This is a genomic window from Bacillus sp. BF2-3, from assembly GCF_008368795.1.
In the GTDB taxonomy this organism is placed as follows: Bacteria; Bacillota; Bacilli; order Bacillales; family Bacillaceae_G; genus Bacillus_A; species Bacillus_A cereus.
Genome location: NZ_QOSA01000027.1, coordinates 72,692 through 95,891 on the forward strand (window position 1 = coordinate 72,692; position 23,200 = coordinate 95,891).

Below are 23,200 nucleotides of genomic sequence, written 5' to 3' on the forward strand. Positions count from 1 at the left end.
ATAGTTTTTTCTTATAACAGCAACACTTTTAACAAGGAGGTGTTATTCATTATGGGTAAAGATCGCCAAGAACGAAAACTACGAGAATCACGCCGCGTTGAATCCGATCGTGATCAATCACTACAATATCCAGGTGCAACTGGACTTGATACACCAGAACAGGCTCGAAAACAAAACCAGCACTAATTAATACAAAAAGACGGTTTCTATATTGTACGAAACCGTCTTTTACATAATCAGTTTAATGATTTCTATTTATATCGAAATAATATTTCGCATACTATATCTTCCCATTACTTCTTTTTACCTTCACCTATTCCCATTAAAAATTAAGTTCTCTCCAGTAATTCGACAACACACCATCTACATTTTTCAACCCTTTTTCAATTACAATTTTTACGAAATGATATTTTTATATAATACTAATTCCATTCTCCACTTTATATTACGAAAAAGAATAGAACAAAAAAAATCAACCGAATGGTTGATTTTTTATCTCCTACTATAATGCGCAGTATCAATACCACGCTGCATTAACCAATGATATGTTTCACCCTTTACAACAAGAGGTACAGATTGCAACTCTTCTATCGTCTTCGCACCAAGAGCTGTCATTATAAATTTCAAATCTGTATGTAGAAGCTCAATTTCATCTACTAACTTCTCGATACCATCTTGCATTAAAATACGTAAAAAATAACCAGCAAACGCAGTTGTATTCGCCCCTAATGCGATTGCTTTCGCTACGTCAAGCGCTGTTTGTATACCCCCAGATGCAATAAAAGAGAGGTTATTATTTGTAGAGGTTGCTTCAATAATCGAGGTTGCTGTTTGTATGCCCCAGTTATTAAAATAAGAAAGCATTCGCTGTCTTCTTTCGTTTTCAACAGCAGCAAAATTCGTACCACCTTGCCCACCAATATCAATTGCTGTTACACCTACGTTCACTAACTGTTGCATTGTTTCCTTACTCATCCCAAATCCAACTTCTTTTACAATGATAGGAACTTTACTATTTAAAACAATTTTCTCAATGCGCTGAAGTACTCCAGTAAAATCACGGTCTCCTTCTGGCATCGTTAACTCTTGTATGACATTTAAATGAATTTGTAATGCATTCGCTTCAATCATATCAACGGCGCGCTCTGCCTGCTCGATAGTTGCCTCACTACCTAAATTAGCAAAGAAAATACCATTTGGGTTTACCTTTCTAATCACCTTATAAGAAGCAGCTTCACTTTCATCTTTTAACGCCGCCATTTGCGAACCTACAGCCATAGCAAGGTTATGATGTTTCGCTACATATGCTAATTGCTCATTAATATGTAACGTTTTCTCTCCTCCACCACCAGTCATCGCATTGATAAAAATCGGCGAACTTAGTGAAAGTTCGCCGATTTTTGTTTCACATGTTATTGTGTCATAATTTGAATTTGGCAAGCTTTGATGCACAAAATCAATATCATGAAAGCCATGCGTACGAGACTGACCAGTAGAAAGAGCGTATTCAATATGATCTAATTTACGTTTTGCCCTTACCACTTGTACCCCTCATTATTTCTTTAATTTTTTCAGTTGTTCACCAATAATATCACTTAATTGGAAAGTAGCAGAATCAGCATTTGGCTCATACTGACTATAATCTTCAGTTACATTATTTTCCTCAAGCGCTTCTTTTATACTTAAAGAAATACGTTTCTCTGCTACGTGAACTTCAAGTACTTTCACTTTTACTTCTTGTCCCATTTCCAATACTTCATTCGGATTTTTCACGTGACGATTTGCAATTTGAGATACGTGTACAAGCCCTTCAACGCCCGGTAAAATCTCAACGAATGCACCAAATGTAACAAGGCGTTTTACTACTCCCTCACGAATATCTCCAGCTTTTATTTCGCCAGCAACGTTTTCCCAAGGTCCTGGTTGAGCTGCTTTAATTGATAAAGAAATACGTTGTGTATCAGCATCAACAGATAACACCTTTACCTTAACCTTTTGACCTTGCTCTAACACTTCAGAAGGTTGCTCTACACGTTCGTGTGAAATTTGTGAAATGTGAACTAAACCGTCCACTCCACCAACGTTAACGAATGCGCCAAAGTCAGTTAATCGTTGTACTGTTCCTTCAACAACGTCCCCTTCTTTTAATGAAGAAATTGCTTCTTTTTTCTTAGAATCTAGTTCTAATTCTACTACCGCTTTATGCGAAAGGATTACACGATTTTTTTCACGGTCTAATTCAACAATTTTCACCGCTAATGTTTTACCTTTATAGTCAGTAAAGTCTTCTACATAATGTACTTCTACAAGTGAAGCTGGAATAAAACCGCGAACACCAAGGTCCACAACTAATCCGCCATTCACAATATCTTTTACAGTAACATCAAATACATGACCAGAAGTAAATTTCTCTTGTAGTTCTACCCATGCTTTTTCTGCATCAACAGCACGTTTAGATAAGACAAGATCATCTTCTTCTAATTTAATAATTTTCAACTCTAGTGTTTGATCTAATTCTACAACATCGCTTGCTTTTTCAATATGAACGTTAGCTAATTCACTAATTGGAATTACGCCATCTGTTTTGTATCCAACATTTACAAGCACTTGTTTCTCTTCAACCTTCGTTACAGAACCTGTAACAACGTCACCAACTTGTAATTCTTTTGAATCCATAACTTCTTCATTCATTTTCTCTACCATGGAAATACCTCCCTACAGAATTGACAAAGCATTTTTTATGTATATACGAAATGAAAACAAAGTTTTCATTTGCATGTTTAAGAATTTCTCATCACATACTCTTTTTCAATAACATTCACAAGAAAATATATTAAACCTATATAAATAGTATACAGCAAAACCAGCTTGAAAAAAGTATGTTTTGAAATATAATAGCGAATATATTCTGACAGTTTTATTCCTCTTTAACTAACTTCTTACAAATCAGCTCATTTGTCAAGGAAAGAGACTCACAATTCACGTATCCTTTACATTTCTATTTAAACAAAAAAAGAAAGAGGACTATCCCCTTTCTTTATTTCGCAAACACTCCAGAAACAATGCTCATAATTTTTTGGACAACTTCTTCAATTGATAAAGAAGTCGTATCTAATTCCAATGCATCATCAGCCTTTTTTAGTGGAGAAACTTCGCGTTCTGAATCTAATTTATCACGCTGAGCAATTTCTTCTTTTAGCTGCTCTAAATTAGAATCGAAACCTTTATTTAAATTTTCTAAATGTCTTCTTTCCGCTCTTTCTTCAACAGAAGCAAGCATAAAGATTTTCACTTCAGCATCCGGTAATACATGTGTACCAATATCACGGCCGTCCATTACAACGCCGCCTTTTTTCGCTAACTCTTGCTGACGACGTACCATTTCTTCACGAACAAGGCGATGTTTCGCTACAATAGATACTCGATTCGTCACATCAGGTGTACGAATTACTTCAGAAACATCTTGTCCATTTAAAAATACAAGCTGTGTATTTTCTCCTTGCTGAAACTCAATATTTACATTCTTTACAACTTCCATTAACTGCTCTTCATTTTCAATGTCTACTTTTTGTTCAAGGGCTGCATATGTAAGCGTACGGTACATTGCGCCTGTATCAATATAAACGTAAGAAAGTTCCTTCGCAACAACTTTTGCCACTGTACTTTTCCCAGCAGCTGCTGGACCATCTATAGCAATTGAAATTCGTTTATCCATTGTAACACCTCATTTTTTCACTTATAAAACAAAACGAAAAGCAGGTGTTCACCCTGCTTCTTCTCATTTGCTTCACGTCATTAAATCCTCAATTATTGTAGCATAATCCTTCATAGAAGAAAATGAAAACTACCTATTCACCTGCAAGATTTCCACTTTGTTTTTTACCATGACACCCTCATAATAAACAATTTTAGATAAATATTTCACTGATGACTTATGTATAAATAACAATTGCACAACAGAAAGACAAATGAATTGTATTATTAATATACGAATAAAAATTCTTTCCATCTTTTTCACCGGAATTCTTCCCTCCTATACTATATTTGCACATTTCGTTTCATGATTTTATACATCGTACATATAGCAGTTAATTTTATTGTCATTTTCGAGGCATACTTTTATACATTTCCATTGTCGAATTTACTCAAAACATGTTATGTTCTAAATGTATTTTTTTACTTGAAAGGGGTATAAGCATTGAAAAGAATCCTAGTTTTACACACAGGTGGAACAATTGCAATGGAGGAAGATAAAGAAACTGGGGTCGTACAACCAGGTGAAAAAAATCCTCTTTTAAAATTCATTCCTGATTTAGAAGGCGATGTTGATTTAATCGTTGAAGATGTGTTCCACCTACCATCTCCTCATATGACACCGAGCGAAATGTTACAATTACAAGTCATCATTGATGAAAGAGTAAAACAAGACAACATTCATGGCGTAGTCATTACGCATGGCACGGATACATTAGAAGAAACAGCTTATTTCTTAGATTTAACAGTACAAGCAACTATTCCGATCGTAGTGACAGGTGCAATGCGCTCTAGCAATGAGTTAGGTGCTGATGGTCTATATAACTTCTTATCAGCTGTAAAAGTTGCTAGTTGTGATGAAGCTGCAGAAAAAGGTGTTTTAGTCGTATTAAACGACGAAATTCATTGCGCTACAAATGTAACGAAAACACATACAAGTAATGTTGCAACATTCCAAAGCCCACAATACGGACCAATTGGAATGGTAACAAAACGCGGCGTTGTCTTCCATCACGCTTTAGTACATCACGAAACATATACGATAAACAAAGTGTCTAAAAATGTAGTTGTTCTAAAAGCATATGCTGGCATGGATGATACATTATTAGCAGCAATCGAAAATCTTCCTGTAGACGGCATTGTTATCGAAGCTCTTGGACAAGGTAATCTCCCTCCAAGAACACTACCTAGTCTAGAAAGATTATTAAATAGAGGTATTCCTGTCGTATTAGTTTCTCGCTGTTTCAACGGTATCGTTCAAGACGTATATTCGTATGAAGGTGGCGGTAAACACTTAAAAGATATGGGCATTGTATTCACATACGGCTTAAATGCACAAAAAGCACGCATTAAATTACTTGTTGCATTAGAGAATACAAATTCTCATGAATCCATTCAAAATATGTTTATGCACGAATAAAAAGGAGCTGTCGAGGTTTTCCCGACAGCTCCTTTTTATTTTTCTCTTGATGCAATGGTTTGCGCAATCGCATCTCCATGAAATCTTCCGTTCTCGATAAATATTTCATTTGCATTATTTCCAGCAGCAATGACACCTGCAATGAAAATATTTTCAGCATTCGTTTCCATTCTATCCTCTGTATAAATTGGACGTCCTGTTTCTTCATCAATCTGAACACCCATCTTCGTTAAGAAGCTATGATCAGGATGATAACCAGTCATCGCAAATACAAAATCGTTTTTGATTGTAAGAGCTTCACCATCAACTGTAAACGTTAATGTATGCTCAGTAATTTCTTTCACATGAGCCCCAAAATGCATTTGAATTGTACCATTTCGTACTAACGCCTCAAATTCCGGCAAAATCCAAGGCTTTACGCTTGGTGAATACTCACTTCCACGATACAGTACCGTTACACGTGCACCAGATTTAACAAGTTCTAACGCGGCATCTACACTCGAGTTTTTCCCACCTATAACTACTACATCTCGATCAAAATAAGGATGCCCCTCTTTAAAATAGTGAGCTACTTTCTTCAATTCCTCACCTGGAACATTCATATAATTTGGATTATCATAATATCCAGTTGCTACAACAATATATTTCGCTATATATATTTCCTTACTTCCGTCACGCTTTGTCGTCTCAACCTGAAAAGCTTCTCCATCTTTTTGAACTTTCTCCACTCGCTCAAAAGCATTTACACGTACAGATTTACGTCTTACTACTTCACGATAATACGCAAGCGCTTGATTTCGAACTGGCTTACGATTTTCTGTAATAAAAGCTACATCACCAATTTCTAATTTTTCACTAGAAGAGAAAAATGTTTGATGAGTTGGATAATTATAAATGGCATTTACAATGTTTCCTTTTTCAATTACTAACGGATTTATCCCTACCTTTTGCAACGAAATTGCAGCCGCTAATCCGCACGGACCGCCTCCGATTATAATAACTGTTTCTTTCTGCATACTCGTCCACTCCTAGTCTTCTACCAATACACTATTTATAAAAACAAGAAAAAACCTACTTACAGCAGTAGGCACCTATCTTTATTGTATTCATTTTTCATATATTTGTCATCTAAACGAAACGTACATCCGATAGACATCTGCTAAAAACTGCTGAAATTTAATACCTTGTTTCCCTAATACATTCTCAGGATCAATCTTTCTAGCTGGATCAAGCGTTTTATGTGACACGATATCTTTTTTCGGATTTAAGCCAAAGTTTTGGCATAAATACGCATGATACCATGTAAAACGATTATATGCTTCCCAAAAGTTAACATCACCACCATAACAAAGTTCCACTCCAATGGCCGCCTTATTCGCGTCATAGCCATATAAGTCATTATCCGTCGGCACACCATATCGAACATGATACGCAACTTCATTTATAGGAATAATCTCCAATATTGTTTTATCATCTATAAATGTATGCGCCGAAGCTTTCGGTTGTAATTCATTAAAGTAATCTCGATTCCCTATCGCATTGCTTCCAGGATTCCCCGTATCATGGCTTACAATAAATCTCACTTTAGTCAGAGGAATCCCCGGTCGTGAACTTCCATATCCAATATAGTTGCGCTCTATAGGAAACATCGCCATTGCTACCAACTCCCGCTCTAGAAGATTACCTTACTTCCTTATATATGTATTCGGTAGCAATGTCCTTATCGCATATTTCTTACGCGAAGAGAAAATCGAAAATATTTGAAGTGAACACCATAAACAACAAGATACTTACAGCCACTCCATAAAAACCGTAAAACCAAACACAATCTTCTTTCGTATCTAAACCGAAAAATTTATTTACCGATTGTAATAATGTGCCACGCTTGCTTTGTTTGTTTCGTAATACTTCCACTCGCTCTACAACATCTGCTGGCATCATAAATCTTTGGTCTACTGTCATTTTCATCATTTATCTCTCCTTAAAATCATTTCCGTTTTGTTTATCTAAGGAGAGTATAGCACGTTTGTTCGTATAGAACAAGCGTTCTTTTTATTTTTATTTTATTTTATTTTTCAGCAAGCCAAGTAAAAATCGAGATTACAACGGCAATAATCGGCCCTACTACAACCACACCAAATACCAAAAACAGTAGCCCTTCCCCGAACATCCGAACGGTACTTATTTTTCGAGCTTTCATCGTTCTTGCAAGTTCTCCCTCTAACCTCTTAACCTTCTCTTCTAATTGTTCTACTCGTTCCAGCATTTCATTCTCCATATACAACACCTCATTTAATACTTCAACAAAAAAACGTGATTCCCTCGAAAGGAAATCACGTTTTCTCAAGATATAATATTTTATACCCAACCTCTGAAGCGGCTTGCTTCAGCCATTTTACGAACACCAACCATGTACGCCGCTAAGCGCATGTTCACTTTACGAACTTGTGCTGTTTCATAAATAGAATCAAATGATCTTACCATTACTTTTTCTAAACGTTGTTCTACTTCTTCTTCAGTCCAGTAGTAACCTTGGTTGTTTTGTACCCACTCAAAGTAAGATACTGTTACACCACCAGCACTTGCTAACACGTCTGGAACAAGCAAAATTCCGCGATCTGTTAAAATTTTAGTCGCTTCTAATGTTGTTGGACCATTTGCAGCTTCAACAACGATTTTTGCTTTAATATCATTAGCATTTTCTTCTGTAATTTGGTTCTCAATTGCAGCTGGTACTAAAATATCGCAATCAAGTTCTAACAATTCTTTGTTTGAAATTGTATTGTTAAATAGCTTTGTTACTGTACCGAAGCTATCACGACGGTCTAATAAATAATCAATATCTAATCCGTTTGGATCATGTAACGCGCCGTAAGCATCTGAGATTGCAATAACTTTCGCACCTGCATCATGCATAAATTTAGCTAAGAAGCTACCAGCATTACCGAATCCTTGAACAACAACGCGTGCACCCTTAATATCAATACCACGTTTTTTAGCAGCTTCGCGAATACAAATTGTTACACCTTTCGCTGTTGCTGTTTCACGTCCATGTGATCCACCTAATACAAGCGGTTTACCTGTAATAAATCCTGGTGAATTAAATTCATCAATACGGCTATACTCATCCATCATCCACGCCATAATTTGAGAGTTTGTGAATACATCTGGAGCTGGAATATCTTTCGTCGGACCTACGATTTGGCTAATTGCTCGTACATAACCGCGGCTTAATCTTTCTAACTCACGGAATGACATTTCACGTGGATCACAGATAATTCCACCCTTACCTCCACCATATGGTAAATCAACAATACCACATTTTAAACTCATCCAGATTGAAAGTGCTTTCACTTCATTTTCTGTTACATTCGGATGGAAGCGAATTCCACCTTTCGTTGGACCAACAGCATCATTATGTTGCGCACGATATCCTGTAAATATTTTAACAGTCCCGTCATCCATACGAACTGGTATTTTCACTGTCATCATACGAATTGGTTCTTTTAATAATTCATATACTTCGTTTGGATAACCCAATTTTTCTAACGCTTCACTAATAACAATTTGTGTTGAATTCAATAGTTCAAAATGTTGTTCCCTTTGTTGTTGTGTTTTTGTTTGAGTTCCCTTTTCGGCTACCATAGTAAGTAAACCCCCTGTAATTTCACTTGTTTAGTAAACCTTCATTGCCTAGTATACACCCTTAAATTTGGAATGCAATAGAAAACGCTAACAAATATATACAAACTATTTTCTGTTGCAAGCGTTTTCACTATTATTATAGTCCTTTTATTACTTTTAGAAAAGTAAAATACTTAAATATTTAAATATTTTTTATTTTCATCAACCACACTCCCATAAAACTGCATATTTTATTTTCAAAAAGTATGTTCGAGTATTTACAATCATCCCTTCCCTTCTCCAAATAAAAACAAAACCTCAGCTATGTTGTATTAGCTGAGGTTTTGTTTTTTCACAAAGTAATTGTGTATTTGTTCTATCGCGTTAACATCCATTAATTCTTTACCGTACTCCATGATGCGATAAATGGTTGCTGTAGACGGATTACCGTATTCCGCTAAAATAGCTATAAAATCCGCCTTTAACAATTGAATTTGTTCCTCTTCTTCCACCCAAAGATAGAAGCGCTCATCCCACGTATATAGCTTTCCGCCAGTTACACCAAGGTTATATAAGCGATTCGACAGGTTAATTACGTCATCTAGCGTAGCAAACTCATATAATATATGCTCACTTTCATCTAGAGTCACTTGCATTTCAATAAACTCGTCACGGAACTCATCATCTGTATCCATTTCTTGATTTTCTTTCGTTACAATTACAACCATCCCTTGTGCTTGTAGAGAAAACACTTCAACTGCAATCGGACCATCTGCTTCAAACCCTAATTCCTTATTTGCTTCTTGCATCATATCACGAAATAATTGCTGTACTTTCGGTGCATTTCTCCATAAATCTTCTTTCGTTAATCCTCGTTCAGATAAATCATCAAATGTTAGAAAAATTTTTATCTTATTGTAATTTAATCGTTCCAGCCTCATCTCATACCCTCCCTACGTAACCAATGCATCTAATTTTTATTATATGAAATAGAAAATAGATGGTTCTTTTCGAACAACTATTCCGACATTTTTAACCATCCATCCCATTCTTCTTTCGTATCACCAATTAAGATTGTTTCAATGTCCAACTGGTTTAGAACGCCTAGCTTTCCGATAAATCCAACAGAAAGAGATTCCCTTTTTTCTTGTAATAAATTTATAAAGTTCATCGTCTTTTTCATTTCTTGTTCGTCAGCAAAAGATATAAATACATATTTCGGCTGTATTTCCTCTACCGCTGATAACATACCATCTTCAGCTAAGCTTGTCCTAATATATATCGCCTCATATCCTTTTAAGCGTAAATAAGTTGAAAAAATAAATCCTTTCAATGCATCCTTTTCTAACACAATAACTTTGTATAAAGAGGAAAACATTGAGGCATTGTGATACACCATCCCTAGACGCGTTTGTAAAAATGATAGTGCATATTGAAATTGCACCATTGAAATCTCATTATTATTTTTTGACGTTAATAATTTGTCTGTCACTCGAAGAACGATACTAGCAACAACCTTTTCTGTTGAATATATACTAAAAGCTTCGTTTAATAATGCAGCAATTGTAATTTCATCAAATTTTAACAAAGCTTGTAGCAAATCGTCCACTAAAACAACTTCTTTATCGAAATGTATCTCTTTTTGAACTGTACTCTGCAAACGATTCTCTTCTAATAACTGAACTGCTTGTCCAATCATCATACCGGAAGAAACTTTTTCCATTAACCATTTTAAAATTTGAATATGCTCTTCTGTATATAAGCGATGCCCAGCTTGATTCCGCTTTGGGGCAATAATTTGATATCGTCTTTCCCATGCACGAAGCGTACTCGGCTGAACTCCTATTATATTCGAAACGGCTTTTATATTATATTTCCCACTAAGAGTTGGCATCATTTCCCTCCGCACAATGTAATGATATGTGTTTGAGCAGGTGCTCGGAAACGAAGTGGTATCAATGTTGTTCCATACCCATTACTAACAAAGAGAATCGTATTCAAATGGTTATATACGCCACCTTTTAAATATTTTTTAGATGGGAATAATCGGATTTGTCCTCCATGCGTATGTCCACTTAACACAAGTGAAATCTGTTCATTTCCAGACATTTTTTTTATTATATCAGGGTTGTGACTAACTAGGATACGAAAACCCTCTTCTTTACAATCCGCCAATGCCAAATCTAGACGATCACGGTGCAATCCAACATCATCTATACCGAGCAAACAAATTTTCTCTCCTAATTCAGACTCAAATACCACTCTTGTATTATCTAAAACTTTTACGTTATTTTCTAATAATAACGCATCTAATTCATGATATTCTATCTCATAATCATTGTTTCCCCACACAAAATATACAGGACCTATCTCTCTTAACTTTTGAATATTCGCAGAGATTTTTGATAAAGAGACACCTTTCTCTGCTAAATCTCCTCCGATAATTACGAGATCTACTTTTCCTTTTACTTGTTCAATTAACAAATTCGAAATGACCCTTCTATGAATATCAGAAATAAAAAACACATTTACTTTTTGAAAACTTTTCGGAAATTCTTTAAATACTAAAGTATGTTCCAACACCGTATTACGCATCGCTTCTTTATACATCACAAAAAGTAATAAAATCCCCATGCCTATGAGAGTACTGAATAATATAATCCATATCATATTTTTGACTCCCTCCTCATAAAGATAATCCTAGGCTTTTATAACAAACTATGATCGCTTAACTCGCTAGCTTTCTTGCTTTGTGGACTTATCTTTTATCGGAATTTTTAATTCTTGACCTGCACTCACTTCATCTTCCTGCAAGTTATTATACTTTTTAATTACTTCAATTCCATTTCCATCTGAAAAATATTGCTTCGCTATACTTTCTAAAGTTTCTCCCTCTTTCACAGTATGCGTTATTACTTTTTCAGAATGTTTCTGCGACTCAGATTTAGCTGAATCAAAGAAGATTACTTCAAACGCACTTTTTCCAGCATTATTACTATCACCCTTCACCTGAATATATTTATCCGTGTACCACAAAATACTAATCGGCAGAAGAATGAATAGAAATGTTAAAACCCGGACGAAAATGTGATTTATTTTAAACTTTTGTTTTTTCTCTTTATTTCTATGAATTTCACTACGCGGCGGTAAACTTTCTTTTTCTTCCACTCGCTCAACTTCTAATTCCTCTTCAAAATCAGGAATTCGTTTCCTCATGTTGTTCACCACCACCTTCCATTTATTTTCTTAATTGGAGTCCCATTATAAAATCAACAAGAAAGTGTGCAAAGATTGTTATAAACAAATTTCCTGTCCATTCAAATACATAACCAAAGACAAAACTAATGAAACAGACGAAACAAAATAAAAATGGCTTTGTTATATAACGAATATGTAACACTGCAAATACGAAGCTCGCAATTACAATTCCAAAATGAGTCTGTACTACACCTCTAAATAAAAATTCTTCTGCAAAACCAATCAAGAACGTAATAACGAGTAAGTGTAGAACGGACATTCCTCGAAACATCTTATCGTTAATACCACCATCATCAAACCATGACTCCGGAAACACTCGCATTGCAACATAATCTAATAACACAATACCAATCGCTAACAAACCACCTATAATAAGTATAGATACTGGTTCCCATTTCCATAAATTAAAGACTTCTTTTACATCTTGAAATAATATATATGCCAGTAAACAGCCAATACCGATAATAATTAACTGTGTTATATATAGATTCAGCCTTATTTCCTGCGGACTCATATCTTCAACATTATGCCTTTGAATGTTCATCATTCCTCCATCTTTTCTAGGCCGAAAAGCTTTTGTAACTCTGTTTCCCAATTATAGTCGAAATCCGATTGTTGCGCTCGTCTTTTTTTATAATCTTCTTTGGTAATACCGCAATAATCGCAGCAATTAATTAACTCTTGCTCTTTCCTATAACCGAACTGTTGCAGCACATATTCACGTCTACACCCTTTAACTTGTATCCATGACTTCATATTTTCTAGCTCACTATATTTATTACGCAACCTTATTTCTACTTCAGCTATTAATCGGTTCATGATTTCATCTGACAAACCTTCTAACAATAATCTTCGTTGTTGTATAATTTCAACCTGTTCGAGATGATAACGAACGAAACGCCAATATTGCTCATTAAATCTTGCTGCATTATAACAAATTTCTTCTACATCTTCTATTGGTAATTCCTTCGTTTGAAATATTCTTTCTTGTAGTAAAGAAAATAAAAATTTTATTTGTGACTTACTTGGCAATTCATCCTCAATGATTGAAATTGGTAAATCATGATCCAACGGACTACATAATAAAATAGCTATACTCGGTTCGCCATCTCTTCCAGCTCTTCCGATTTCTTGTAAGTAAGAGGCTATATTAGTTGGATAATGAAAATGAATAATATATCGCGTATTCGCCTTATTTACCCCCATACCAAATGCACTTGTGCATATTACAAGTTGCAATTGATCGTTCATAAACTGCTGTTGAATTAACATACGCTCTTCATGTTCCATACCACCATGATAAAAAGCTACACCAGTAACACCTTTCCCTCTCAAGTATTCCGTTAACCTTTCTGTCCACGCTCTACTTGAGCAATATACAATCCCCGGCCCTTGTAAATACATCACCTGCTCTAAAAGCGCCTCTTTCTTTTCTTCTATCGTCTCTACAAATTGCACATCCATTGCAATATTAGGACGATCAATAGAGTATACATGTTCCGCGGCACCCTTTAAATTTAAACTATCTGCGATATCCTGCAGTACCCCTTTTGTCGCTGTGGCTGTCAATGCTAATACTGTAGGAGAACCAATATTTTCAATAACTACATTTAGTTTTTTATAGTCCGGTCTAAAATCATAACCCCATTGAGAAATACAATGAGCCTCATCAACAACAAATAATGAAATATGAATTTTCTTCAATTCCCTAATTAATAACTCCGACTGCAACATCTCTGGTGAAACAAAAATAAATTTATATGAAGATAATTTTTTCATCGCTTCTCTTTTTTCATTTAATGTCCGAAAACTATTAAATGCTATCACTCGGTTTTTCACAACATACTTTAATTGTGTCACTTGATCTTCCATTAAAGATAATAACGGTGATACAACAAGCACTGTTCCTTCTCGCATAAGCCCCGGAAACTGATAGCACATAGATTTCCCTCTTCCAGTCGGAAGCATTGCTATCACATCTTTTCCTTCTAATAAATCTGTAATTACTCCTTTTTGACCTGGACGAAATTCAGAATATCCAAACCACTTATATAAATATTCTTCAAGTTTCATTTACACCCTCCATCCGCGCTAATACAAGACGAACTTCAAAATAAGAGATATCTTCTCCAACCGCTTGTTTCAAAACACGTAACTTCCGCGTTTGCAATGCTTCAATTACTTTTATTACTTTGTCTATCTTTTCTTTTTCCATAAACATTTCAATAGAAAAATCTTTTTCTCGCAAAGCAATTTCAACAAAATGATCTTCTATCGTTGCAACCTTTAAATTCCGAATCGTCGCTATTTCTTCTAAAGAACGTCCTTGTCTCCAAAAATTATATGTTTTTTTCGTGGATAAACTAAATAATTCAGCTCTCTCATTTGGATAAGATATAATTTCAGCTAATAGTGGAAATTCATTTTCTTTATCACGAACTTCTTGTATAAAGAAATGTATTGTACCCCAAAATAAAAAATACACCCTGAATATATCTTGTTTCGTAATTTCTGCTAATTGTTGCAATGTACAACCAATGCGTTCATAACCCGTTAATCGATATGTTACAATCGTCGCTTCTATCGCATTACTCTTTTCTAAAAGATTATGTACTTCCGTCCATAGTTTTCTCGCCAACTCACTTCTCTTATATGGCCTTCCTGTTAGAAAACGTTTCACCCACATCATTATTTCTGTATCTTGCTGAATTGGAATAAATCTCGTATTATTCTGTTGTAAATTTGATATGGTTTGAATAATTAATGATAATCTTTTCCAAAATGTTTCACCTAATTCACCATATTGTAAACCATGCAAATGCGCCGGAAAAGCATAAACTTCCTCCCATTTATGTAACTGCATTTTACCCGTAGGTGTTAACACATATGTATTTTCATGTATTTCTTGAATAAAATCCGCTTGCAACAACTTTGCAACTTCACCATCATAGTCATTTCTATTTAATGATTTATATATTCCGAACAAAAAAGAAATTCGGAACATATTTCCATCTTGTAAAGTTTGCGAAGAACGTTTGCCCTTTAGTAAATAATAAATAGAAGAAACGGTTCTTTCACCATTCAATTGTTTTAAACAATGCAACAAAGTATATTGTATTTGCATGACCGCTTCCACCTTCCAATCTTAACTTCATTCTTTTCAGTACAATTACACTATCTACTGTCGCTCATTAAACTTATCATATAAGAACTATATACTTGTATATATTCTATTGTATCAAACGAAATCATATTTACGTATTTTGAAAATCTTATGACATAATTCAAAAATAAGTTGACACTCTAATTGATAAGCATTATCATTATAATTTTATGTTGAAAAGTTTTACAAACCGTTTTACAATAAGGTTATAATTTTTATGGCGAGCTTTTCACATACATATTATCAGGAGGGAAAAAAGATGGCAAAATATACAATCGTTGATAAAGATACTTGTATTGCATGTGGTGCTTGTGGCGCTGCTGCACCAGACATTTATGACTATGATGATGAAGGTATTGCATTTGTAACATTAGATGATAACCAAGGTATCGTTGAAATTCCAGATGTATTAATTGAAGATATGATGGATGCATTCGAAGGCTGTCCAACTGACTCAATTAAAGTTGCTGACGAATCATTCGACGGAGACGCTTTAAAATTCGAATAGTCTTTTATTAACTTCAAAAAACGCCCCTCCTATTGATGAGGGGCGTTTTTTGTATCTAAATTTTATTTTCCTTAATAAAAAACCATTAGTAGTTTCACACTACTAATGGTTTTAGTATATATTATGCATTTTTCATTTTTGCAAACACCCATACTTTCAGGCGTGAAAATAATGCTACAAATACAATTGTTACAACAATCCCTTTAATTAAATTAAATGGTAAGATTGCCGTTACAACCGTTGTTTTTATAGCTTCGCTAGACATAGCTGGTGAATTTAAAAACCAAGTGTACGCCGGGAATATGATGATGTAGTTTAATACACTCATAATAAGTGCCATTGTAATTGTCCCTAGCATTAATCCTGTAGTTAAACTCTTCACAGTACGATACTTTCTAAATAAGAAAGCTGCTGGCCCAATAAATAAACATCCTGCAATAAAGTTTGCAATTTCTCCAACTGGTACTCCCGTTAAACTTCCTTGAATCCCGTAATGTAAAATGTTCTTTATCGCCTCTACAATCACTCCTGCTACTGGTCCAAAGATAATTGCCGCAATTAGAGCTGGTACATCACTAAAATCAATTTTCAAAAATGGCGGAAGCCCTGGGAACGGGAAATCCAACATCATTAGTAAATATGCAATACTACTTAGCATCGCTACACTCACCATCTGCACTACACTGTTTTTTTGTTTCATCTTTCTCTCTCCTTTTCCATCGATCATCTCATGGAAAGTGGAAAGGTTCTGCTATGCCTATTTTTTCATAGAACGAAAAAACCCTTTGTGTTTTACACAAAGGGAGAATTTAAGGCACATCAAACAGACGTTCAAATCCATATCTTTTTTGAACGCTTGAACCTCCATCTTCTCCCATCCAGACTATACTGTCGGCTTTGGAATCACACCAAATCCTGCCTTAACGGCTCGCGGGCTTAGAACAAAATCATAAATAGTTCATCACCGCCGGTCGGGATTTTCACCCTGCCCCGAAGATAGACCGATATTCTATTTTCCCCTTCATTATACAACAACCTCATAACATTGTGAACTAAAAAATTGTAACTTATTTAAAATTAGTTATTTATTTTTCGTAACAACAAATAAATTGCGAGATATTTTACAATACAATCCATATTTTTTATTATTCGGCATTTCTCTTTTGAATTACCTAGTCATATATAATTAAAAGTGATAAGATATTGAATTGTTAAGATAAGAACATTTTCTGAGTTATGGAGGAAATGTCATGAAAAAAGACAAGAGACATTCTATTCGAGAAGCAATGAAAAAAAACTTAAGAAAAGAATACTTTTACTTAAAAAAAGAATTACTTTTCTACTGCCCAATTGATTTAGGCACATTCTCAAACGAGACATACTATGCTACTTTCGATGAAGATGGCATCAGTATTTATCAGTATGATAAAAAAACAGAAAGTAAATTAAAATTGTGTGAGCGTCATCCGTGGAAGAGTTGGAATAAAGTGAAGATTGATCACTATTTGACAACTTCTCAATTTATTTTTCAGGGTGAGCGAAATTGGATCTTATCTCTTTTTCAAAAAGGAAAAGAAGCTCAAAAAATTATTGAAGAGCATACATCTTTACAAACAGAAGTTGTTTCCCGCTCTTTCTTAAAAAAACTTCCTGGTTTTCGTTCTAATACACCACTGAATAAATACATCGGTAGTATTTGTTACACTGCACTTATTGCATTTTTATTAAAATGGATGATTCCATTTCAAGCACCACAAATCGCCCTGTATTCTATCTCGATTGGTTGTATGCTTCTTGGCCTACTTTGTTTGACAATCGGTTTAATTGAACCGACTATCGTACTGTTTCGAACAAAAGAGAAAACAAGAACAAAAGTTTTTTACTTATATAGCTATTTAGCTATTTCTGGATTTATATGTGTCTTTATTTTTTGGTAAAAGAAGCCGTCCCAAAATAAATTTTGGGACGGTTTTCTTTTAGATATAGATGCTCTGATTCACTCAATAGTTCTAGCAAAAGCGCCCATATAATTTCATTTACATTGAATCTTATTTAAGAAGAACATAAATTTGTTCAAAGTTTAATTTTTGAAGCGTTTCCTTTACTTAACATATAATTGTTGATTAGGATAAATTAGCTCTTGCTGCAATCCATTTTTTTCTTTAATTTCCTTAAGTGTCATACTAAATTTCCGTGCAATACTAACTAAAGTATCCCCTTTTTGTACGACATATAATGACGAAGAAACAACTTCATTTCTTTGTTCACTTAAAACAAGCAATGGGTTCATCGCATTCTTTTTCGCCATCGTCCATCTTCCTTGATGAAGTTCTAGATGTAAGTGCGCACCTCGCGATTCTCCCGTGTTCCCTACTTCTCCAATTTTTTCTCCTTTGGAAATATAATCTCCTTGATCCACATATCTCTTATTTAAATGTGCATATACAGCCTCATATTCTCCGTGTTTAATAAATACAACATTTCCATAACTACTTGAATAATAAGACCTCGTTACCTTACCATCTTGGATAGCTGCCACAGGCGTTCCAATCGGCGCAGCTACATCAATACCATAGTGTTTTCCATGCCTTGTCCCAAAATAATCACTTATCTGACCTTCAACAGGCCATGTCCATCGATTTTCTTCTGCATAAACATGTAATTGAGATACAAACAGTATACTCAATAACATGACACCGCATTTTAAAACTTTCATATACATCCTCCGTTTTCTAATTACCACCATACCTTCTCTATTTTGGTATATTACAGAAAAAAGTATACAAAAAAAGAAAGTGAATTACTCCACTTCCTTCTCTTTCTTATCACGAAAAACTAATGCACTACGGTTATACTCCACATCTTTCACTTGTAATCGGGCATTTATTACTCGAGCTATCGCAAACAAATAATCAGATAATCTATTTACATACTTTAATACAACTTCATTTATTTTCACTTCTTTTTGCAATGATACTATAGAGCGTTCTGCTCTCCTTACAACAGTACGTGCAATATGAATAGTAGCCGCTGCCTCGCTACCACCTGGCAAAATAAAGCGTTCTAGTGGCGGGGCTTCTTCTATATATAAATCAATCTTTCTTTCTAAACTTTCAACCATCACAATTGTCACTTTATAAGGAATTTTTTGTTCCACTATTGCCAAGTCTCCTCCGCAATCAAATAGTTCATGTTGAATATTTTCGAGCTCATTGTAAATATCTATAAAAGCCCCGCCTTGAAGCTTAGTCATTGCATATCCAATATGAGAATTTGCCTCGTCTATTGTTCCATACGCTTCCACACGGATATCATCTTTATCAACCCTGCCACCTATTACACTTGTCGTTCCTTTATCTCCTGTTTTTGTATATAATTTCATTTCTTCACAGCACCTCTCTTGTTATTCTTTATTCGAGCAACATAGAAAAAAGTTCTACCATTCTTTATTTAATTGAGTTTACAAAAAAATAAAAAACAGCAGAACTTTATTCATTATCAACTTTAAAAACGCATATCTAAATTATACGATGCGGTAAATATACAGAGAATGTAGTTCCTTCTCCAACAACACTTGATACAGAAATTTTACCATCATGGCCTTGAACAATATTTTTCGCAATCGCAAGCCCGAGTCCTGTTCCACCCTTTTTCCCACGTGTTCTTGCTTTATCAGCTTTATAGAAACGATCAAATAAAAATGGAATATCTTCTTCTGGAATGCCTGCACCCGAATCTTGTACTTCAAAAATAAGACCGTTATTTTTCGTATCAATTACAAGCATTACATGTCCGCCTGCATTCGTATGACGTATTGCGTTATCAATTAAATTCGTCAATACTTGTTCCATACGATCTGCATCAAACGGGTATTGTTCAATTGGACCTTTGAAATCAACCGTTAACGCGACCTCTTTATCCTTTGCAATCCCTTGGAATTTACGACCAATTTTTTCAACAAACGGATGTATATCCACTTCACCAATATGTAACTCTACATGACCGCTTTCCATACGAGCTAAATCTAACAATTCATTTACAAGTTTACCTAAACGAACAGATTCATCATAAATAATTTGAACAAACTCATCTATTTCCTCTTTCGTTTGCACAATATCATCTAAAATCGCTTCACTATACCCTTGCAGCATGACCATTGGTGTACGAAGTTCATGTGATACATTCGCAATAAAATCTTGACGCATCTTTTCAAGACGACGTTCTTCCGTCATATCTCGCAGCACTGCTACAGCTCCACGAATTTTCGTTTGATTGTAAAGCGGCGTCATAAGAACTACATAGTTTCCTTTTTGTAAATTAATTTCAACAACTTGTTGTTGTTCGCTTTCTACAACGAGATGGAATAATTCCACAAGTTCAGAAGGTAGTTTTTTACTGAGCTCTATCTCTTTTTCTTCTTGCCAAACTTGTAAGAAATGTTCGGCCGGCGGATTGATTACAACGACTTCACCTTCTTGATTTAACGTAATAACCCCATCTGCCATACTACTCAAAATACTTGCTAACTGCTCTTTTTCTTGTTGCAAGGCGTTCATATTAAACTTCAACTGTTTTCCCATTTGATTTAAGGCCGTTGCAAGCTCACCAATCTCATCCTGAGATACCATAGGAGCCTTTGCATCAAACTTCCCACGTGACACTTCAAAAGCAACCTCACGCATTTTACGAAGCGGTGCTGTAATCCGAGTAGATAAGAAGAACGCAAAGAAAGTTGTTAATATAATCGCAATTCCAGCCGATAAGAAAATAAAATCAGTTGTTCTTTCCATACCTTGTATCGGTACTTGTAAAGATTCATATACGAACACTGCACTTTGATTTTTTGATTGCACTGGTTTTCCGACGATCATAATATCATTTTCGGTGTTTTTATTCTTCCTACTATTAGACGCTTTTCTAATATTATTCTTAATTTCTTTTTTGTCTGTAAACACAGCCGCTAATTCTTTATCTTCTTTTAAGTCATCCATTGTAAGAGTGACTAACCCTTCTTGTTTCGGTGAAGAAGAGATTTCTTTACCATCTTCTACAATAATAATCCTTGAAAGTGGGTCAGAGAATTTGTAAGCGATATTCTCAATCGTTTTTACATCGGCACCTTCTTCAATTAACTCTGAAACACTTGTTGCAACTTTTTGAAGCCTAGCTTCACTCATATCAACATAATACGTTCTAAAAAACTGTGAAAGTAAAATCGCAACAAATCCAAGAACAAACGAAACGAGAAGTAATATGGTCATCCATAACTTCCCTACTACACTTCTCCAAAGCATCAGTCGTTCACAACCTCAAATTTGTAACCTACACCCCAAACAGTAACGATCATTTTCGCTGCATCTGGTGATTTTTTGCTTAACTTCTCACGTAAACGCTTTACATGTGTATCAACTGTACGTAAATCTCCGAAGAATTCATATTGCCATACTTCTTTTAACAGTTGCTCACGATCGAATACTTTATCAGGAGCTTTCGCTAAAAATAATAGTAACTCATATTCTTTCGGCGTTAAGTTTACTTCATTACCATCTGCAGTAACACGGTGTGCATCGTTATCAATTGTTAAGTGCGGGAATACAGTAACATCTTTTGTCGTTGTATCTTGTGTAAAGAATGTTGTTGGTACAGCACGACGTAATACCGCTTTCACACGTAGTACGACCTCACGTGGACTAAATGGCTTTACAATATAATCATCTGTTCCAACTTCAAATCCTTGTACTCTATTTACTTCTTCACCTTTTGCTGTCAGCATAATAATTGGTGTCGCTTTCTTCTCACGAACCCCTTTACATACTTCAATGCCATCTTTACCAGGCATCATAAGATCTAATAAGATTAAATCGTAATCATTTTGCAACGCCATTTCTAAAGCTGTATCACCATTATCTGCTTCTTCAATCGTATATTGTTCTCTTTCTAAGTACATTTTCAATAAACGACGAATACGATCCTCATCATCTACAATTAAAATTCTTGATTCATTTTCCATCTCTACCCGCTGCGTACTCTCACCTCAGCGGTTCACACCTACCCTTCTTTAACTATTATGTTGCGCTATTCTCGTTTATTTAAGCAATCTTCTAAATGTTTCACTTCCCATATTATGCTTCACAAGAATAATAAATTTTGTTCAATTTTTTTCCAAAACTATGTATTTTTTTTGAACAGCATATAATGTCCTCGACATCATTTTACAAAATCAACCGCTACTTTGTCATGTTTTTCTCAAAAAAGAAGAAAAGTTGACAAAAATAAAATAGGAAAGTGACATGCACTCCCCTATTTTATTTCTCTATGCATATGAATGTAAACCGGCAATAATTAAGTTTACTACAATAAAGTTAAACATAATGATTGCAAAACCAATTACTGCAAGCCAAGCTGACTTCTCTCCATGCCATCCTTTTGATAGGCGTAAATGTAATACTGCCGCATAAAAGAGCCAAGTGATAAGTGCCCAAACCTCTTTTGGATCCCAGCCCCAAAAACGTGTCCACGCTATTTGTGCCCAAATCATCGCAAAAATTAATGCACCTAATGTGAACACTGGGAATCCAATTGCAATAGATCGATATCCGATTTCATCTAGTAAATCACTATTCGTATTCTTTACTAACGGCTGAAGTGCCGCCGATACTCGCTTCCGTAAAACAAGTCTTAATACAATATACAGTAATGTTCCAACTAACACTGACCAAATAACAGTATTTAATTTTTTCGCATTTACAATCGCTGGAACTTCAACTGCCGGTTCTAATTTATTTTCTGTCAGTAACTTCCCTTCGTGCGGTCCAACTAAAGCCGGAAGATTGTATTTCATTTCCACTTGTTGTTCATTTTTATCAATCCATTGAAACTTCGCTTCATATTTCATACTAGAAAATACCGTTGTTACTCCAATAAATCCAACTGTACAAACAAGTGTAAATACTACCGTCTCTAGCCAAAATGTACGTTTACTTCTCGTCGATTGATCTACATTTTTCAATAAATACATAACACCTGTAATAAAACTAATCGCTAAAATGGCTTGTCCTGCTGCTGCCGTCGTCACGTGAATATGTAACCAATTACTTTTTAAAGATGGAATAAGCGGAGATATTTCCCTCGGAAACATACTTGCATAGGCAATTAATAAAAGCGCAACTGGTAATGCAAATAGTCCGATTATGCTTACACGGTACATAAAATACATGACAATAAATGCTCCTACAAGCATCATGCCGAAAAATGTACCGAATTCAAAAAAGTTACTCACTGGCGCATGTCCTGATGCAATCCACCTTGTAACAAAATATACTGTTTGTGCAATAAACCCTAAAATTGTAATCGTTATTCCTACATTTGCCCATTTATGACCCTTTTCTTTAATTGCTCCCCCGAAAAATAGAGTGGCAATTAAATATAAAATAAATGCGGTAAAGAGAAAGTTACTACTTATTTGCACCATATC

General features: G+C 35.0%; 26 protein-coding genes and 1 riboswitch. Of the genes, 4 read left to right on the forward strand and 22 right to left on the reverse strand.

The genetic code is table 11. The features are described 5' to 3' along the window. The first annotated feature begins 51 nt into the window (after positions 1 to 51). A complete protein-coding gene (locus DN401_RS20485) occupies positions 52 to 186 on the forward strand; it encodes a YpzI family protein (protein WP_000513900.1) in 135 nt (44 codons plus the stop codon). A gap of 306 nt (positions 187 to 492) precedes the next feature. On the opposite strand, the gene DN401_RS20490 is transcribed toward DN401_RS20485, so the two are convergent. From DN401_RS20490 to DN401_RS29920, 4 genes are all read right to left on the reverse strand, one after another. After that, positions 493 to 1,542: a type 2 isopentenyl-diphosphate Delta-isomerase gene (locus tag DN401_RS20490; protein WP_000251036.1), complete on the reverse strand. Its 1,050-nt coding sequence runs from the start codon at positions 1,540 to 1,542 to the stop codon at positions 493 to 495. A gap of 12 nt (positions 1,543 to 1,554) precedes the next feature. After that, complete coding sequence (gene rpsA, locus DN401_RS20495) at positions 1,555 to 2,703, reverse strand: 30S ribosomal protein S1 (RefSeq protein WP_000229559.1); 1,149 nt, start codon at positions 2,701 to 2,703, stop codon at positions 1,555 to 1,557. Between the two features lie 334 nt (positions 2,704 to 3,037). After that, positions 3,038 to 3,715 (reverse strand): (d)CMP kinase, encoded by a 678-nt coding sequence (gene cmk, locus DN401_RS20500; RefSeq protein ID WP_000361252.1) that lies wholly within the window; start codon positions 3,713 to 3,715, stop codon positions 3,038 to 3,040. A 129-nt stretch (positions 3,716 to 3,844) separates the two neighbouring features. Next, entirely contained in the window at positions 3,845 to 4,018 is a 174-nt protein-coding gene (locus DN401_RS29920; RefSeq protein WP_000738057.1) for a YpfB family protein, read from the reverse strand. Between the two features lie 180 nt (positions 4,019 to 4,198). On the opposite strand from DN401_RS29920, the gene ansA reads away from it, so the two are divergent. Continuing rightward, complete coding sequence (ansA, locus tag DN401_RS20505; RefSeq protein ID WP_000822010.1) at positions 4,199 to 5,173, forward strand: asparaginase; 975 nt, start codon at positions 4,199 to 4,201, stop codon at positions 5,171 to 5,173. A 35-nt stretch (positions 5,174 to 5,208) separates the two neighbouring features. Here ansA and DN401_RS20510 read toward each other — a convergent pair whose 3' ends face one another. From DN401_RS20510 to DN401_RS20565, 12 genes are all read right to left on the reverse strand, one after another. Further along, the gene (locus tag DN401_RS20510) at positions 5,209 to 6,189 is read right to left on the reverse strand and encodes a YpdA family putative bacillithiol disulfide reductase (RefSeq protein ID WP_071740351.1); all 981 of its coding nucleotides are present in this window, start codon (positions 6,187 to 6,189) and stop codon (positions 5,209 to 5,211) included. A gap of 108 nt (positions 6,190 to 6,297) precedes the next feature. After that, positions 6,298 to 6,828, reverse strand: a complete 531-nt coding sequence (locus tag DN401_RS20515) for a peptidoglycan recognition protein family protein (protein ID WP_001240655.1) — start codon at positions 6,826 to 6,828, stop codon at positions 6,298 to 6,300. Positions 6,829 to 6,907: 79 nt separating this feature from the next. Further along, positions 6,908 to 7,144 carry a DUF3961 domain-containing protein gene (locus DN401_RS20520; RefSeq protein WP_001983018.1) on the reverse strand — a complete coding sequence of 79 codons (237 nt, stop codon included), beginning with the start codon at positions 7,142 to 7,144 and terminating at the stop codon, positions 6,908 to 6,910. Between the two features lie 97 nt (positions 7,145 to 7,241). Next, entirely contained in the window at positions 7,242 to 7,451 is a 210-nt protein-coding gene (locus DN401_RS20525) for a hypothetical protein (RefSeq protein WP_000426763.1), read from the reverse strand. An 80-nt stretch (positions 7,452 to 7,531) separates the two neighbouring features. Beyond that, positions 7,532 to 8,818 carry an NAD-specific glutamate dehydrogenase gene (gudB, locus tag DN401_RS20530; protein ID WP_000225173.1) on the reverse strand — a complete coding sequence of 429 codons (1,287 nt, stop codon included), beginning with the start codon at positions 8,816 to 8,818 and terminating at the stop codon, positions 7,532 to 7,534. Between the two features lie 311 nt (positions 8,819 to 9,129). Next, positions 9,130 to 9,738 (reverse strand): genetic competence negative regulator, encoded by a 609-nt coding sequence (locus DN401_RS20535; RefSeq protein ID WP_001235402.1) that lies wholly within the window; start codon positions 9,736 to 9,738, stop codon positions 9,130 to 9,132. 77 nt (positions 9,739 to 9,815) lie between these two features. Continuing rightward, positions 9,816 to 10,691 (reverse strand): MerR family transcriptional regulator, encoded by an 876-nt coding sequence (locus tag DN401_RS20540; protein ID WP_001142720.1) that lies wholly within the window; start codon positions 10,689 to 10,691, stop codon positions 9,816 to 9,818. Further along, positions 10,691 to 11,467, reverse strand: a complete 777-nt coding sequence (locus tag DN401_RS20545; protein WP_000637793.1) for a metallophosphoesterase — start codon at positions 11,465 to 11,467, stop codon at positions 10,691 to 10,693. Before DN401_RS20545 ends, DN401_RS20540 begins: the two co-directional genes overlap by 1 nt. A 66-nt stretch (positions 11,468 to 11,533) precedes the next feature. Continuing rightward, complete coding sequence (locus DN401_RS20550; protein ID WP_001231553.1) at positions 11,534 to 12,013, reverse strand: LysM peptidoglycan-binding domain-containing protein; 480 nt, start codon at positions 12,011 to 12,013, stop codon at positions 11,534 to 11,536. Between the two features lie 22 nt (positions 12,014 to 12,035). Further along, positions 12,036 to 12,599 (reverse strand): CPBP family intramembrane glutamic endopeptidase, encoded by a 564-nt coding sequence (locus DN401_RS20555; RefSeq protein ID WP_001025780.1) that lies wholly within the window; start codon positions 12,597 to 12,599, stop codon positions 12,036 to 12,038. Further along, a complete protein-coding gene (gene recQ / locus DN401_RS20560) occupies positions 12,599 to 14,128 on the reverse strand; it encodes an ATP-dependent DNA helicase RecQ (RefSeq protein WP_098212750.1) in 1,530 nt (509 codons plus the stop codon). The genes DN401_RS20555 and recQ overlap by 1 nt, the downstream gene beginning before the upstream one ends. Further along, positions 14,118 to 15,179 (reverse strand): YpbB family protein, encoded by a 1,062-nt coding sequence (locus DN401_RS20565; RefSeq protein WP_098212751.1) that lies wholly within the window; start codon positions 15,177 to 15,179, stop codon positions 14,118 to 14,120. The genes recQ and DN401_RS20565 overlap by 11 nt, the downstream gene beginning before the upstream one ends. A gap of 298 nt (positions 15,180 to 15,477) precedes the next feature. Between DN401_RS20565 and DN401_RS20570 the strand changes: the two genes are divergently transcribed. Further along, on the forward strand, positions 15,478 to 15,726 hold the full coding sequence (locus DN401_RS20570) for a ferredoxin (RefSeq protein WP_001151993.1): 249 nt from the start codon (positions 15,478 to 15,480) through the stop codon (positions 15,724 to 15,726). Positions 15,727 to 15,847: 121 nt separating this feature from the next. On the opposite strand, the gene DN401_RS20575 is transcribed toward DN401_RS20570, so the two are convergent. Then, complete coding sequence (locus DN401_RS20575; RefSeq protein WP_000810855.1) at positions 15,848 to 16,426, reverse strand: ECF transporter S component; 579 nt, start codon at positions 16,424 to 16,426, stop codon at positions 15,848 to 15,850. A 162-nt stretch (positions 16,427 to 16,588) separates the two neighbouring features. Next, positions 16,589 to 16,728, reverse strand: a riboswitch (FMN riboswitch). A 248-nt stretch (positions 16,729 to 16,976) separates the two neighbouring features. On the opposite strand from DN401_RS20575, the gene DN401_RS20580 reads away from it, so the two are divergent. Next, on the forward strand, positions 16,977 to 17,663 hold the full coding sequence (locus DN401_RS20580) for a hypothetical protein (RefSeq protein ID WP_000710837.1): 687 nt from the start codon (positions 16,977 to 16,979) through the stop codon (positions 17,661 to 17,663). Positions 17,664 to 17,827: 164 nt separating this feature from the next. Here the strand turns inward: DN401_RS20580 and DN401_RS20585 are convergent, their stop codons facing one another. The 5 genes from DN401_RS20585 to resC form a co-directional block, all read right to left on the reverse strand. After that, the gene (locus tag DN401_RS20585; RefSeq protein WP_000866117.1) at positions 17,828 to 18,442 is read right to left on the reverse strand and encodes a peptidoglycan DD-metalloendopeptidase family protein; all 615 of its coding nucleotides are present in this window, start codon (positions 18,440 to 18,442) and stop codon (positions 17,828 to 17,830) included. 84 nt (positions 18,443 to 18,526) lie between these two features. Next, positions 18,527 to 19,108, reverse strand: coding sequence for a cob(I)yrinic acid a,c-diamide adenosyltransferase (locus tag DN401_RS20590; RefSeq protein WP_000781268.1), 582 nt, complete (start codon positions 19,106 to 19,108; stop codon positions 18,527 to 18,529). 136 nt (positions 19,109 to 19,244) lie between these two features. After that, complete coding sequence (gene resE / locus DN401_RS20595; RefSeq protein WP_000964674.1) at positions 19,245 to 21,020, reverse strand: sensor histidine kinase ResE; 1,776 nt, start codon at positions 21,018 to 21,020, stop codon at positions 19,245 to 19,247. Continuing rightward, positions 21,020 to 21,736 (reverse strand): DNA-binding response regulator ResD, encoded by a 717-nt coding sequence (resD, locus tag DN401_RS20600; protein ID WP_000426861.1) that lies wholly within the window; start codon positions 21,734 to 21,736, stop codon positions 21,020 to 21,022. Before resD ends, resE begins: the two co-directional genes overlap by 1 nt. A 303-nt stretch (positions 21,737 to 22,039) precedes the next feature. Then, the gene (resC, locus tag DN401_RS20605; RefSeq protein WP_000250083.1) at positions 22,040 to 23,197 is read right to left on the reverse strand and encodes a cytochrome c biogenesis protein ResC; all 1,158 of its coding nucleotides are present in this window, start codon (positions 23,195 to 23,197) and stop codon (positions 22,040 to 22,042) included. Between the last annotated feature and the right edge of the window lie 3 nt (positions 23,198 to 23,200).